Raw genomic sequence first — 14,895 nt, forward strand, 5'->3', positions numbered from 1 at the left:
ATCTTTTGGTTTTGCCACAGAGACTTATCGGGGAATTTTAGATTTCGTCAACAACACTGTTAACGCCCAACGTACGATAAAATGAATTTTCGTTGGTTGCTACTTGTTCCCATGATGACCTTAATCACAGCCTGTGGTTCGAACTCGGACGATCAGGAGACAGCGGTGGAGCAGGAGATTTTAAATGACCAACCGACAATTTCAGATACGTCTTCCGTCGGAATCGGCGAAGAGCCCTTGCTCGAAATGGATAAGATGGAACTTGAAAAGGCTTATACGGCTTTCGTGGCAAAAGGTGTTCCGGCGATTCCGCTGCGTCAGGCGCTTGATTTTTACAAGGACAACCGCGAATCCACCGGCGGCCTCAAAGATGCTTCCTGCTTAAAAACACCGATGAGCGAAACGGGGGAAATTCCGACCAACTCCAACCGCTTTGATCCCACAACAAAAGCTCTTCTCAAAAAAGGAATTCGCAACGAGCGCTATATTGTGATCGTCGATTTCACAGATACGAACACCTCACCTCGCGGTTATATTTTAGATATGGTAGATCTGACGGTGTTTAAATCGACAGTAGCTCACGGCTACGGCTCCGAGGCTGTGGGAGGAATTCCTCAAGTCTTTACCAACGTGGCCAACAAGGGCACCACCGTCAGCGGATTTTTTGTTAGCGCCGTAGTGACGTATCCTTATTACGGAACGACGGCGTCTTCCGGCGCTTACAATTCTACGGGATTAAGACTCTACGGTTTGCAATCCACCAACAACACAGCGGAAGCGACATCGAAAGTTTCTCATGGCGCGCCCTATGTCACTGAGGATCGCGCCGGAACCAGTGCGGGCTGTCCTGCATGGACTCAAGCCAACGCCAAGAAATGGCTTCCCGTCCTTAAGGGCGGAGTTCTTTGGTATCACTACACCAAGATCAACAAAGCGGCGAGCTACAAAGCTCCGTCGTGCTAGGGGCATCGTTAAGATGACGGTGAGGTTAGTAATCGCCGGGCAGGCGACCGGCGAGAATCTCTGCAAAAGGCTGAGTGGCTTCGATTCGGCTAAAAATAATTTTTAAGACTGCAGTGATCGGCACGGCGAGAAACATTCCCGAAACTCCCCAAATCAAGCCCCAAAAAACAAGGCAAATTAAAACGGTGATCGGGTGCAGGTCCATGACGTCGGCAAGCACTCTCGGCTCGATAATATTTCCGATAATAAACTGAAGCACCGAAAGTGTTCCAAAGATAAAAAAGAACTGCCACTCTAATCCATACATATAAAAAACCACCGGTGCCGGAGCAACGATCGCTAAGATGGGTCCAATGGTCGGGATAAAATTGAGAAGAATCGCTGCCAAAGTAAAGATGAGCGTGAGATCCACTTGAAACGATCCGAGAATCACTAAAAATACAAACCCAGCGGCAAAAGCTAAAAGCATTTTTTTAAGAGTGTATTCGAAGGTCTTAATCAAAATCGTGCGAATCGTGGGAGATTTAATCTGCGCGTTTTGATCTCCCATGATCATAAAAGAGGTGTAAATAATGATCAGGGTGAGATTGGCAATAACGATAAAAACCTGACTGGTGAGATCGCGCATATACACCAGAGGACTAAACTGGCGGGCTTGGTCGACGAGAAACGCTTTATCGACCTGGATGCCCTTAGGCAGTTGCTTCTCGACGGCGGTCAGAGCGTTTAAAAGATAGGTGTCAAAATTATTAATTCCAAACACGAGCTCTTTAAAAGCGGGAAGCATGATGACCACAACACCCGCACAAATGGCAAAGACCCCGATCATCGCCACGCTCAATGCTAAAATTCGGGGAAGTTTAAGGTGGACCTGAATCCAATAAATGATGGGAGCAAAGATGGCGTAAAAGAAAACTGCAAAAACAAAAGGCACCAGGACAGGCTTTGTGTAAGTAAGCACCGAGGCCACAGCGATTGTTGTGAGAATAACGAGGCATACCTGAATCGTCTTTGTAGCTGTGGTCATAAAGTGTGTACCAAATTTGAGAGTAAGGCTAAGGGCTTAGGTTGTACACACTTTTCTAGAATTACTGGAGAGTGGTTTTTCCTGCAAACGCAGGCTTAATGACGGGGAGAAGGGATTTGTTCTCTGGAATGTTGAGAACCATTTGCTCGTGAGCGGGACGGTTCTTTTTGATGAACTTAGAAAAGTCTTTGTCGTTAAAGAAGATTTCCGCGTTCTCATGAAGTTCTGCTTTAAGATTTTGAAGTTGGGACGGGCTTGCATTTTGAGCCGCATCTTTAAGAAGGGCGTAGCACAATTTGACGTCGGACTCTTGAGCGTCGTTGGCGGCCCAGTGAGGGTAGTTATCTTTAGCGAGAATGGCAATGGCTCTCACGGAGTTACAGGCTTGGATCTCGGTGTTGACGTCTGCGAGAGCTGCAGAGCTAACCATTTGAAGACCGATGATGATAGATATAATGAGTTTCATATATTCTCCCCTGAAGTTCTGACAGGAAAGTAAATCAAACTCCGTATAATTTAAAATTATTCATTTCAATCGACACCGATTAACTAGAATTATAGGTAAGGCAAGACATTGCCCCGCACAAATAGTGTGTTCTCTTTCTAAATTGGATTTGGGCATTTCCTTGACCCCATTTTTATAATTCATCATCATTTGAAGATGAAATACTTACTCCTCTTATTGTTGCTCATTAAACAGTCATCTGCTTTGGCCGCTGAGTTTTGCCAAAGTGCTCAACCCTCTTCGATGTCTAAGAGCGCGAAGCGAGACATCGATTTGGAGATCGAGAAGTTTGCCGGCAAAAAACCAATCGTCGAGCGGGCCGATCAAACGCTTTCAGGCCTGATCAAGGCCAAGAGTCCGATGATTTCCTCCTGGATTCTTAAAAGAAATCTTCAAGATCAAAGCGAGGATCAAATTGCCAAAGAGTGGAGAGCGTATTTTGCAAAAAACTTTATTTTAAGTAAATACCCTCAAGGTGATGCGGGCATAGACAAAGAAGTTGAAGCTTTAGTTGATCAAATTTTAGAGAAAAATTTGACTCCATCCTTCCGAGCGCGCGCGGAAAAACTCTTCGAGAGAGCGCAGGCGACGGCGTTGAACACCATCGATGAGCTTTCTATAAAAGAAAAGCCGCAGGCCATAGCTCGGATCAAAGCCATCAAGCTGTACTGGCCGCGGTCCTTAAAATCGTCAAGAAACAACAGCGTGCCATTGGACATTATTGATTGGAGCGTCGCTTACGACCCCAAGCCCAACGAAATCAACATCGGGGTGCAAGCTTTGAATTACCCCAATGACGAAACATTTATGGCCGTTTTTGCTCACGAAATGGGTCACGCCATCGATTCGTGCCGGTGGGGAATGTTTCTCAAAAAAGAATGGCCGTTTCGCAAGGTGGGAGACTGCTTACGGTCTGAAAAAAGTGTGGGCGCGAAAAAGCGAGACGATTCAATTCTCGCTCAAATCACTCCGGAACATAATATTTCCAGCGAGTTGATCCAGGAGCTCAAGCAGAATCCCACCTGCAACAAAGTAGGGTACCCGCCCGTGGGGATCCAGGCGGATCAACTCCCCGAATCTTTTGCCGACTGGTTCTCTGCAGAAGTCATGTCTCGAATGAAAAATATAGATGCTCACAAGCTCCGCCAGGATCTCTGCGAGGACAAAACGCTGGCCGCGGGCACGTCCTATCCCACAAACTCAGAGCGCCTTCGAAAAATCTATCTCGCCCACCCAAAACTCAAAAAGCCAACGGACGGGGGAGCAAGCCCATACTGCGAATTATAGATACCCTTACCGTGAGCGGCGTTCCTTAAGGATCATGTAGCTGTGAAAAAAGAAGGCGACGAGCCACTTCACCCAGATGGCCGTAGCCCCGTAAGAGAAAGCGTAAATTCCAGTGGTGATGGAGGCGAACACCCCCATCCAATGCAAATGCTCCCGCCGTGGCATAACAATCGAGATCAAAAAGATCACCGTAGAAATCCACCCAATCGCCTCAATCAAAATAAACCTATAATCCATAAGTAAGATCCCAAAAAACAACGAAAAGGATCGCCGCACCTTTTCTTCTTTTCTTTTTACTGAGTGAACGCTTTAATGTTTAAAAAAGTTTGGTGGCTTTTCTTTCGGACGCTCGAACCCGAGTTCCGCTTCCCGCGGGGGCGATGGTGCGAAGCCTAATAGATGTTTCGCCCCTTGCTGTCCGAGCGGTGAGAGTGTCCGAAAGAAAAGCCACCAAACTTTTTTAAACGTTAAACCGGAAGAAGATAATATCGCCGTCTTTCACGACGTACTCTTTGCCTTCAGAGCGATACTTTCCAGCGTCTTTCACGGCCTGTTCGCTCTTTAAGTTGAAGAGGTCGGCACAGTTGTAAGTTTCGGCGCGGATAAAGCCTTTTTCGAAGTCGGTGTGAATCACTCCTGCGGCTTGTGGAGCCTTGGTGCCTTTGCGAATCGTCCACGCGCGGACTTCTTTTTCGCCCGCCGTAAAGTACGTGTAAAGACCGAGGAGTTTATAAGCCTCGCGGATCAAACGGGTGAGGCCAGATTCCTTAACTCCCAAGCTATCTAAAAAGTCCTTGCGCTCTTCAATCGGAAGCTGAGCGATCTCGGCTTCCATCGCACTACAAATATTGATCGCGAGATTTCCTTCTTTCGAAGCATAGTCGGCCACTTTTTTAGACCAGTCGTTGCCACCAGAGGTAAAATCAGCTTCGTTGAGGTTACAAGCGTAGAGAGTGGGTTTAGACGTGAGGAGCTGAAGGCTCTTCATGATCGGTTCTGTTTTTTCGTCGAGTTCGATGGTACGAGCCGGCTTTCCCGCAGATAGTGCGGCGTGAGTTTTAAGAACAAGATCTAATTCCATCAGCATGTTGGGATCTTTGCTGCTCTTCGCGGTCTTCTCGATGCGCTGACGGCGTTTATCAATAGAATCGAGATCGGCAAGCATCAATTCTGTATTAATCACTTCGATATCACGAATAGGATCTACCGAGCCCGAAACGTGAATCACATCGGGATCATCAAAGCAGCGAACCACGTGAATGATGGCATCGGTTTGTCGAATGTTTCCTAAAAACTGATTTCCTAAACCTTCGCCTTTGCTCGCGCCTTGCACAAGACCCGCGATATCCACAAACTCAATCACCGTCGGAACAATACTTTGCGGTTTTACAAAACCCACGATTTGATCCAGTCGATCATCAGGGACTTTCACCACGCCGACGTTAGGGTCGATGGTGCAAAACGGGTAGTTGGCGGCTTCGGCTTTGGCCGACGTCAGAGCATTAAAGAGAGTACTTTTACCCACGTTCGGAAGGCCGACGATTCCACACTGAATTCCCATTATGACTCCTGAATGACTTTATTAAATTGCGTTGCTGTTTTTTCGTACCCTTTAAACACCAGAGATTCAAGGGCGTCGATCCCATAACTTAAAAAGTCAGGGAGCTTGTTCATCTCGTCTTTACTAAATGGCGCAAGGACATAATCGGCCACATCCATAGGGCCACTGGGACGACCGACCCCTAATCGCAGGCGATGGTATTTATTGGTGCCCAGTTTAAGATGAGTGTCGCGGATTCCGTTGTGTCCACCATGGCCGCGCTCTTTTTGCATCTTGAGCTGACCAAAGGGTTGATCGACTTCGTCGTGAGCCACAAGGATTTTATCCAGATCGATTTTGTAAAAGTCCACAAGTCCACGGACCGAATCTCCAGAGAGGTTCATAAACGTTTGCGGTTTGCACAGAATCACTTTTTCGGATTTGCGAGTGTCCTGATCTGTGAGAGTGAAGTGGTAGGTGAGAGCTTTTTGCTCGGATCGCTCGTGGGGATTGCCGTTCGAGCGCACCAGGGCATCGATAAGCATAAAGCCAATATTGTGACGGGTGAGAGCGTATTTATTGCCAGGATTTCCGAGACCGACGATTAGCCACATAGGATGAGCCGCATAGGGTGAGTTTGCTCCGCTCTAAACCTCGCGAAAGAATTCGCGAGGCAGGAGATAAATCGATTACTTCTTCTTGTCAGCAGCAGGGGCTGCAGCAGCGGCAGGAGCTGCACCAGCAGCTGGAGCGGCGCCCGCAGCAGGAGCAGCAGCATCTGGAGTCGCAACGGCTTCTTCGACGTAAGCTGTCACAGTGGCAAGAGTACGTTCACCAGGAGTGACCGCACGAACGCCGTTCGGAAGTTTAAGATCAGACACGTGGAGAGAGTTGTTCATGCGAAGCTCTGTCACATCGGCGACGAGATTTTTAGGAATGTCGTTAGGTAAACATTCGATTTCCACTTCGTGCATAACGATTTGGAAGATCCCGCCTTCTTCTTTAACGCCGGCTGGAGTTCCTGTGAACTCGAGAACCATTTTCAAGCGAACTTTGCTCGACATATCTAAAGCGTAAAGATCCAAGTGAACGGGGCGATCTGTCACTGGATGACGTTGAATGTTTTTGATCAAAACTTTTGTATTCTTGAACTTAGGGCTATCGCTCTTAAGATCAAAAATTGTAGATTCGAAACGAGCGGATAAATACTTCGTTACGATTTTTTCTTCGATGAGACCATTTTCGTTTTTGAATTTTGGTCCGTAGATCACGGTAGGGACTTTTTTCTCTACGCGAGAACTGCGGGAGTGCGCTTTACCAGCTGAACGCTCTTCGATGCTTAAAACAAATTCTGAACTCATATGGGACCTCTTCTTTTATTAAATCTCAATTAATCAAATAAAGAACTGACAGATGCGTTTCCGTAAATTCTTTGTATCGCTTCTGCAACCACCGGAGCCATCGATGTGACGGTGATCTTTTCACACGTTTGAGACCTCTCCGAAAGCGGAATGGTATCGGTAACAATCACTTTTTCGAGGCCGGATTCCGTGATTCTGTTGATCGCGGGACCTGAAAAAAGCGCGTGGGTTGCAACGGCAAACACCTTTTTTGCACCATTGGTTAGCAGGCTGTCAACACCTTGTGTAAGAGTGCCCGCCGTATCAATCATATCATCCACGATGATCGCCGTTTTATCCCGAACATCTCCAATTAAATGGAGTGCTTTCGCCTCGTTAGGGCCTGTACGGCGTTTATCAATGATGGCGATAGGGGCGTCGATCCGTTTGGCAAAGGCCCGAGCTCGCTCCACGCCACCGGCATCGGGGCTCACGACGACGTAATCTTTACCTTCGCCAAAGTTGTCTTTCCAGTATTGAGCGAGGGCGGGGATCGCGAACAAATGGTCCACGGGGCAATTAAAAAAGCCTTGGATCTGGGCGGCATGGAGGTCCACACACAAAACGCGGGTGGCGCCAGCCGTGGTGATGAGATCGGCCATGCATTTCGCCGAGATAGGGGCTCTGGGAGCCACTTTGCGGTCCTGGCGGGCATATCCGTAGTAGGGAAGAACGGCGACGATGTTTTTCGCCGATGCCCTTTTGAGAGCATCGAGCATGATAAAAAGTTCCATGTAACTTTCGTTCACCGGTGGGCAAGCGCTTTGAATTAAAAACACGCTGGCTCCGCGAACGCTTTCTTGAATTTCCACCTGGATTTCGCCGTCGGCAAAGCGCGAGATGGTCGATTTTCCGAGGCGAGTGCCGGCGTGTTTCGCCACGTTTTCGGCAAAAGCTCGATTCGAGTTTCCAGTGAAAATTCGTAGATCGTTCATGAGGGATGGAGTAACACGCAGAGAGAAATATTGTCTAGGGAAAGGTACTAAATTCTCCGAGGAGCTGTCTCATTTCGAGAACGACTCCATCGAGGTCGAGGCTCTTCGCTTCACAATTGTGGAAAAATGGCTCAAAATGGTACTAAAATATTGTATTTGTTAAAGAATTTTAATTCTTTGTCCGACAAGGAGACATGGTAAAAGCGCTCCATTCCATTCTGTTAATAGCAGCTCTTTTATTAGTCACTTCGGCCTGTTCGAAGGAGATGAAAATCATCTCTGATCGCTTTAGTAGCAAAAACATGAAGGTCGAAGGATTTAAAAAGCCACAGGAAGAAGACTACTTCTCCGTGAATAATTACATGTTCGAGTGGCAACCCTTTGAGAGAACCGGGGTTCAAGCCCAACTCCCATTTCCAGAAAATCTTTATCACGTGACCGTTTACGAGAGCGACGACTGTAGTGGTCCGGCCTTTTTTCGCGCCGATACCGCTCAACCGCAATTTGATATGACGGGTCTCTCGACAGTCGGAATTCCGATGACGATGGGTGTGCAAATTCGCTTCCCTGATTTGTCTTTGGGCCCGCTCCAGTGTTCAAAAACGGTGGAGCGCGATACAGTGCCACCGACATTAACCTTAGTCAGTTCCTCGGCGTCCCCGTCGCGCGATGCTTCTGTGACTCTCTCCGGTGTTTGTACCGACAATCGAAAAATTAAAGAAGAAAGCACCATTCGAATTTGTATTAAACAAAATGCCGTTTGTACTCCCGCTGATTATTCCGTCACCGTGGATTGCATGTCGGGAAATTATTCTTACACTTTTGCACCCGCAGAAGGCCTGTTCAATGTCAGCGCCTATGCGGTGGATCATGCGCAAAACGCGTCGACCTCTGAAACTTTAGGCTTAGTGATTTATGATCGCTCTCCACCAATGGCTTTGAATTTTATTTCGCCAGCGAGCGCGATTGTCGTAGGAGCATCGCAGTTTGAATTCACTTGGTTGACGTCCGATGCGGGGCTTGCGGGTCTCTCATTGACTCAACCCTTCGAATTGCGACTTTATAATTCTAACAACTGCAGCGGTGGAATTGTATCCACGTCAAATCCAATGACGGCGTCACAAACGGTCACTGGTCTCGCAGATGGCCAAACCTATTCCGCATCGGTGACAGTGAGAGACGAAGCTGGAAATATTTCGAACGCATTTTGCTCCCCCGCGATCACGGTCGCCGCCTCCGCTCCGGTGCTAGCGTTGAGCGATTCGACGAATACGATCGTTCCAAACCAATCGAGTTTTGCAAAGACTCTCAGTATTTCTGCGAGCATCTCTAATGATGCGGCGGCTGATGAATGGTGTTTGAGCGAAACGCAGAGTTCCGCACCGACAGCCATGAGCTGTTCGGGAACGGGTTGGTTAGGAGCTCGCCCTACGTCTTTTGTATTGAGTGGCGGAGATGGAAATAAAACAGTTTATCTCTGGATTAAAGACGTCGTGAACAATGTGGTCAGTCTCCACGGCACAGACACTCTCGTGTTAGATACGGACGCGCCAGATGTGGATTTTTCGAGTTCGCCCTTAGCCAACACCGAGCACGACTCTTCGGTGGTGATTAGTGGTGCCTGCGAAACGGGTCTTGCGGTGAATGTCGCTGGAGCCGGTGTTGCAAATCCCGGCAGTGCCACTTGCGGAAGTGGCACTTACTCTTTTATTGCTAATTTTACTGCGGGAGATGGAAGTAAAGTCGTTCAAATTAGTCAATTGGACAATGCGAGTAATGTGACTCAAATCTCACGAACATTTATTAACGATACGACCGCACCGGTGATCGCGATCACGGCGCCTGCCGCGTTAGCGAATGTTTCGGGATCGTTGATGGTCAGTGGGACTTGCGAAGACGGATACCTTGTCAACTTCACAGGTGATATCAATCCTGTGGCTGGCGTCATGTGCAGTGGTGGGGTCTTCTCGAGATCTGTTGTTCTCAATGGGGTTGATGGGGCAAAGACAGTCAACATCAGTCAAACGGATGCTGCAGGAAATACGGGGATAGATAGTCGCAACTTTATTTTAGATACCACTCTCCCAGTGATCACTCAGACGACATTAACCACTCCTTATTATAGTAATACAAATACGGTCACTTTTGGAGGCACCTGCGAGACCGGTCTGGCCATAACGGCTCGACGCTCAGGCGTGCTTGAGAATACAACAACTTGCGCTGCCGGCACATGGTCTTACTCTGTCGCCGCGCAGACCACCGATGGAACTTACAATTATACTTTTGAGCAAACCGATGCGGCCAATAACTTAGGTGTCGTTGCGGGGCAGTGGATTCGGGATACGGTGAATCCTGTTTTAACATTCACATCAGCGAGCTCTTGGACCACTTTTGGTAACAGCGTCACATTTACCGGAACTTGCGAGAGCGGTTTGGGCAATATTGTTGTCAGTGGAATCGATAGCGCCACGACAGCTTGTAGCTCGGGCTCGTGGTCCTACACCGTAGCGACACAAACGACCAATGCCAATCGAAGTTACACGTTTACACTGACAGACGCCGCCGGAAACGCCACCGCCATCGCGGGAAGCTGGGTTCGTACCATCGTCGCACCTGTCTTTACATTAACGGATACGACGAACACGATCTTTATTAATCAATCCAATTACGCCAAAACAACGACAGTCACCGCAAGCATTACCAACGACAACGGCGCGACAGCCTGGTGTCTGAGTGAAACTCAATCGACAGCGCCGACCTCGGTGAGTTGTTCGGGAACGGGTTGGTTAGCCACGCGTCCAACGAGTTTTGTCCTATCTACACCCGATGCGACAAAGACGGTGTATGTCTGGCTTAAAGACAATTTAGACAATGTGCTTTCTTTGAGTGATACGCACTCTATTGTTTTAGATCGGGTGGCCCCTTCGGTCGCGATATCCACACCTGTGGCAAATTCGGTTCATGCCGGATCTGCGACCCTCACGGGGACGTGTGAGAGCGGAATTACAGTGGTGTTCTCAGGAGACATCACTGGATCGCCCACCGCGAGCTGTGTCGGCGGAACTTTTTCTCAGACCGTGAGTTTTTCTGCGGCCCAAGGTGCCAAATCAGTTCAGATCGAGCAGCAAGATGCCGCTAGTAATACGGCGACGGCCTCCAGATCTTTTATCAACGATACATTGGCTCCCAACTTAACGATCGATGCGCCGATCGCTAACACGTCGGCTCAGTCAGGCGTCACCTTGACGGGAAGTTGCGAAACCGGGCTCAATATTCAGTTTACAGGGGACTTGCTTTCCAATCTCACTGTGATGTGTTCGGGTGGGGCGTACTCGCAATCGGTATTTTTCTCAGCAGGGAATGGGACCAAATCGATTAGTGTTTCGCAAACCGACGGTGTCGGAAACGTAGCGCTGATTTCTCGAAATTTTATTCGAGATACGGTCGCTCCAGCCATCACTCAGACCACGTTAGCTTATCCCCATTACAGCAATACAAACACGGTCACTTTCGGGGGAGCGTGCGAAACTGGATTGACCGTAACGATTCGTCGCGGGGGAGTCGGGGATGGAACAGCTCCTTGTACGGCGGGAACTTGGTCCTACTCCGTAGCGACTCAAGCAACGGACGCCACTTATGATTATACCTTCGAGCAGACGGATGCCGCGCTCAACGTGGGATCCACGGCGGGGCGATGGGTTCGAGATACGAATCCTCCGACGTTAACCTTTACATCCTCCTCGAGTTTTGTGACACCGACAAACACCGTTACCTTTGCTGGAAACTGCGAGAGTGGTTTGCCGAATCCGATCGCTGTGAGCGGAACAGATTCTAACACGACCCCATGTTCCTCAGGTAATTGGTCCTACACAGTAGCGACACAAGTCACCGACGGGACTCGCGGATATAATTTTACGCTGTTTGATCGCGCGGGAAATAGCACGGTGATCGTTGGAAGTTGGGAGAGAAACACGCAATATCCGGCCTTAACCGTCACCAGTGCGACCACAGTGATCAATACGGGCATCACAGCAAGCTTTAGTGGGAATTGCGAAGCCGGTATTGATGTGGAAGTCCGTTTGGGTGGATCATTGATCCATACGATGAATTGCCCTGGCGGGACGTTTATCTATTCTCCCAATGAAGTGACCGATGGCAATCGCGTTTATGAGCTCCGTCAAACCAATGCACTCCCTCTCTCTACAAATGTCAATGTGACCTGGATCCGAGACACCGCGGGGCCCGTGTTTACTGCGGGCCTTATGGACATCAACGAAAATGCGGTGGAGTCGAATTTGGCGCGGGTGTTTGTGGATGCCCAAGCTATTGATGCTTTAACTAAAGTGACACACTTTTGTTTTAAACTGAACAACACGGCTCCTTTGCCGGCGGACAGTTGCTTTGTCGCCGTGGACGATCCTGCGGTAGGATTAACTCCGTCGGGAACATTGAATTTAGTCAATTACCCTTTTAATTTACCGATTGTCCCTGACAATTATGTGATCTACGCATGGGCGAAGGATGAAGCGAATAACGTTTCAGTCATGACTGCGAGCGGAGCCGGAACGACTCAGAGAGATAAAGATGATATCTTCTTTGTCGTTTATAATCCGCCGGAGGTGAAAAAGCTGATTATAGGTAGCAACGACTTCCCAGCCGATCCTCCCTCAAATTCTGATCTGACTGTTGGGGCTGGCCAACCGCTGTATATCAAATGGGAAATCGCTGATGACAAACCCTTTCCGGGAACGCCCGTAGATCTCTACTTCACGACGGATGATATCGCCTATACATTAATTGTGGCTGGATTGAATAATGGTCAAAACGGAACGTGTACAATCAATCATGGTTCGACATCGGCTGATGACACCGCGACTGGATGTTACTATTGGGCGTCCGCTCCCGTGGGTGGCTATATGCGTATCAGAGCCGTCGTTCGAGACAGCGATGGTCTCAGTGCCGGATTTACATCGGTGGGTATGAACGTGGCCACGTCAATGCGGTTTATTGCCGGAAACACGGATCTAGGAACCAACCTGAGTGCTCAGGCGGCGATGTTTACGTATAGATCAGACTCTTACCTCTACGCGACGGATTCTCACAGTGTGGTTGTCGCTCGAGACGGAACTGTTTACTTTAAGGATGCTCATCGAGGAATTTTAAAAGTTGATGCGGCTGACGGGGTTCAGCGTTTGTTTATTCCTAAAACGGGAAACTCAACCGGGGATAATGGTCCTGTCGCCAACGCTACTGTTAGATATGTCACAAAAATTGCATTAGATCATAATCTCCCGACGCAAAGATTATTGCTTTTTGACTACGACCGCATTCGCCGCGTAGATTTAGCCACAGGAATCATTACAACGGTGGTCGGAGGATCGGGCTCTGATGATTCCGACAACGTTGCAAATCCATTACAGGCTCGAGTCGATCCACTCACGGAAGATATGTATTGGATGAGAATGTTAGTCTTTATGGCCCTCCCCAATGGAGATTTTCATTTCCAGGCGTCCAATGACCGAGCTTATGGTCATCGTTTGATCGATCAGCCTCGTATACGAATTCTTAAGGCCAATAACACAATCGAGTCTTTTAAAGTGAACACGGTGACTTCAACCACAGATCTTCCCGCCTATGGAGATATTCAAAGATGCCGCAATCGAGGAATTGGCATTCGCTATGATAAAGCCACGTCGACGATTATGGATCGCATTCTCTCGATCCGAATCCATCCTTACTGGAATCCGGCCGACGGTTGTACAACCGGAGGAGATTTATCCACTTATTCAGCGTTAGATAATAACGGAAATAGCTTATCTGTCCATCCGCCACGTGTGGCCTATTGGACCGAGCACGGTGGCTTTCATACAGGACTGGATGGGAATCTTTATTTGTTTTACAAACCCCCGCCTTCTGGAATTTGGAAGTATCAGCCGGGTGCTCCGGGATCTTGGACTCAAATCGTTGGCCACCCTGATGGCGCCAACGGCGATTGCGCCGACGGAACTCCCGCTCTCAGTTGTCGCGGAACGATCTCTGATATGTTCGTCCAAGAGGACGGAACACTCTATTATCTCGACTCCGGTCGAATTCGTACGCTGACACCGAATGGAAATATTGTCACCCTTATGGGGCAAGGACTGATTTCGGGTGAGGGTGGACCGGCTCTGTCTGCAAGATTGGGAACGGGTCTCCACGAATTTAGACCTCGAAATAATAGCGCCATTGTTTTTTCCAGTCGCGCAAACAATAAGTTATACGAGTTTGATCCGGAGGGAACACTCTACCACCTTGCAGGAAATGGACGGTTCGACGCCGCGGCCACGGGAGTGGATGCGCGTATGACAGCCACAAATTTTGAATGGCCGCATAACACAGGCGATGACTTTGGTTTAGATCCAGTGACAGGAGATGTTTATCATCACGCTGGAACTTGGGATATTATGAAATTGACTCGAGATACGGCGGCCGTCGGCTCACCCGGGCAATGGAGTTTATTCCAAGGCCAGGGAACGTATCATTGGTCGAATCCCGCGGCAGATGGGCAATCGAGCATTCATTTTACTTCTGAGTGCGGAAGCTATGGTTTTGATGCGGGAACTCGAAGAGATCCTCACTGTTGGTATTCTCCTCAAGTGGCAGGTTTTGGAAATAACAAGCTCTTTATGCATAAAGATGAGCATTCCTTTTTCATAAGTACGGGAGGATGGTCGACGCGAAATCGGATGGTGAAGCTCTACGACGTCACCACCAAAATCCAGACTCCGCTGGTAGGAGTGGTCGGTTACGGCAGTGGTAATGATAATACGACCTGTCCCGATGGAGTCTCATTGGCCGCCTGTGAATTCTTCACCTCACACTCGGTTTATATTACGACTCCTATTTACGATTCTGTAGATAATAAGTGGATGACGGTCCGAACCCATTGGTCCACCATTTATCGGATGGTGCCGGGGGGTGTGATGCAGGCCTCGTGGACAGTGAGTGAGCCAGTGATCGCTTTTGCCCATCGTCGCTATGCGGGGGACGAGTATATTTATTATTGCTCGAACTCATCACGTCAGATTCGACGAAAAAATATGAATAGTGGCGTCGAAGTGGCACTGCCATGGCCGATTGCGGCTGTGAAATGCGTCGAGGGATCAATGCATTGGGATAATAATCGCGGAAGTTTAGTCTTCCTCTATGAGCAAAACGGTCTTCATGGATTTGCGGAATACTTAGATCCAGCACCGTAG

Annotated in this window: 10 protein-coding genes; 3 read left to right on the top strand and 7 right to left on the bottom strand. The window is 48.6% G+C overall.

What is annotated here, in order from left to right:
• The first annotated feature begins 81 nt into the window (after positions 1-81).
• The gene (locus K2Q26_13860; protein MBY0316604.1) at positions 82-963 is read left to right on the top strand and encodes a murein L,D-transpeptidase catalytic domain family protein; all 882 of its coding nucleotides are present in this window, start codon (positions 82-84) and stop codon (positions 961-963) included.
• Positions 964-988: 25 nt separating this feature from the next.
• On the opposite strand, the gene K2Q26_13865 is transcribed toward K2Q26_13860, so the two are convergent.
• On the bottom strand, positions 989-1,990 hold the full coding sequence (locus tag K2Q26_13865) for an AI-2E family transporter (GenBank protein MBY0316605.1): 1,002 nt from the start codon (positions 1,988-1,990) through the stop codon (positions 989-991).
• A gap of 61 nt (positions 1,991-2,051) precedes the next feature.
• Entirely contained in the window at positions 2,052-2,456 is a 405-nt protein-coding gene (locus tag K2Q26_13870; GenBank protein ID MBY0316606.1) for a hypothetical protein, read from the bottom strand.
• A gap of 195 nt (positions 2,457-2,651) precedes the next feature.
• Here K2Q26_13870 and K2Q26_13875 point away from each other — a divergent pair, with 195 nt between their 5' ends.
• Entirely contained in the window at positions 2,652-3,782 is a 1,131-nt protein-coding gene (locus K2Q26_13875) for a hypothetical protein (protein MBY0316607.1), read from the top strand.
• Between the two features lie 6 nt (positions 3,783-3,788).
• Here the strand turns inward: K2Q26_13875 and K2Q26_13880 are convergent, their stop codons facing one another.
• The 5 genes from K2Q26_13880 to K2Q26_13900 all read right to left on the bottom strand — a co-directional run bounded on the left by K2Q26_13880 (position 3,789) and on the right by K2Q26_13900 (position 7,657).
• Entirely contained in the window at positions 3,789-4,019 is a 231-nt protein-coding gene (locus K2Q26_13880) for a hypothetical protein (GenBank protein ID MBY0316608.1), read from the bottom strand.
• A 223-nt stretch (positions 4,020-4,242) separates the two neighbouring features.
• On the bottom strand, positions 4,243-5,343 hold the full coding sequence (gene ychF, locus K2Q26_13885) for a redox-regulated ATPase YchF (GenBank protein ID MBY0316609.1): 1,101 nt from the start codon (positions 5,341-5,343) through the stop codon (positions 4,243-4,245).
• Positions 5,343-5,936 (bottom strand): aminoacyl-tRNA hydrolase, encoded by a 594-nt coding sequence (gene pth, locus K2Q26_13890; protein MBY0316610.1) that lies wholly within the window; start codon positions 5,934-5,936, stop codon positions 5,343-5,345. Before pth ends, ychF begins: the two co-directional genes overlap by 1 nt.
• Before the next feature lie 75 nt (positions 5,937-6,011).
• Positions 6,012-6,683: a 50S ribosomal protein L25 gene (locus K2Q26_13895; GenBank protein MBY0316611.1), complete on the bottom strand. Its 672-nt coding sequence runs from the start codon at positions 6,681-6,683 to the stop codon at positions 6,012-6,014.
• 29 nt (positions 6,684-6,712) lie between these two features.
• Complete coding sequence (locus K2Q26_13900; protein ID MBY0316612.1) at positions 6,713-7,657, bottom strand: ribose-phosphate pyrophosphokinase; 945 nt, start codon at positions 7,655-7,657, stop codon at positions 6,713-6,715.
• Between the two features lie 194 nt (positions 7,658-7,851).
• Here K2Q26_13900 and K2Q26_13905 point away from each other — a divergent pair, with 194 nt between their 5' ends.
• A complete protein-coding gene (locus K2Q26_13905; GenBank protein MBY0316613.1) occupies positions 7,852-14,895 on the top strand; it encodes a hypothetical protein in 7,044 nt (2,347 codons plus the stop codon).

The organism is Bdellovibrionales bacterium, from assembly GCA_019750295.1.
In the GTDB taxonomy this organism is placed as follows: domain Bacteria; phylum Bdellovibrionota; class Bdellovibrionia; order Bdellovibrionales; family JAGQZY01; genus JAIEOS01.

Coding starts and splice junctions, on each gene's coding strand:
- K2Q26_13860 (MBY0316604.1), top strand. CDS start 82: ATGAATTTTCGTTGGTTGCTACTTGTTCCCATGATGACCTTAATCACA.
- K2Q26_13865 (MBY0316605.1), bottom strand. CDS start 1,990: ATGACCACAGCTACAAAGACGATTCAGGTATGCCTCGTTATTCTCACA.
- K2Q26_13870 (MBY0316606.1), bottom strand. CDS start 2,456: ATGAAACTCATTATATCTATCATCATCGGTCTTCAAATGGTTAGCTCT.
- K2Q26_13875 (MBY0316607.1), top strand. CDS start 2,652: ATGAAATACTTACTCCTCTTATTGTTGCTCATTAAACAGTCATCTGCT.
- K2Q26_13880 (MBY0316608.1), bottom strand. CDS start 4,019: ATGGATTATAGGTTTATTTTGATTGAGGCGATTGGGTGGATTTCTACG.
- ychF (MBY0316609.1), bottom strand. CDS start 5,343: ATGGGAATTCAGTGTGGAATCGTCGGCCTTCCGAACGTGGGTAAAAGT.
- pth (MBY0316610.1), bottom strand. CDS start 5,936: ATGTGGCTAATCGTCGGTCTCGGAAATCCTGGCAATAAATACGCTCTC.
- K2Q26_13895 (MBY0316611.1), bottom strand. CDS start 6,683: ATGAGTTCAGAATTTGTTTTAAGCATCGAAGAGCGTTCAGCTGGTAAA.
- K2Q26_13900 (MBY0316612.1), bottom strand. CDS start 7,657: ATGAACGATCTACGAATTTTCACTGGAAACTCGAATCGAGCTTTTGCC.
- K2Q26_13905 (MBY0316613.1), top strand. CDS start 7,852: ATGGTAAAAGCGCTCCATTCCATTCTGTTAATAGCAGCTCTTTTATTA.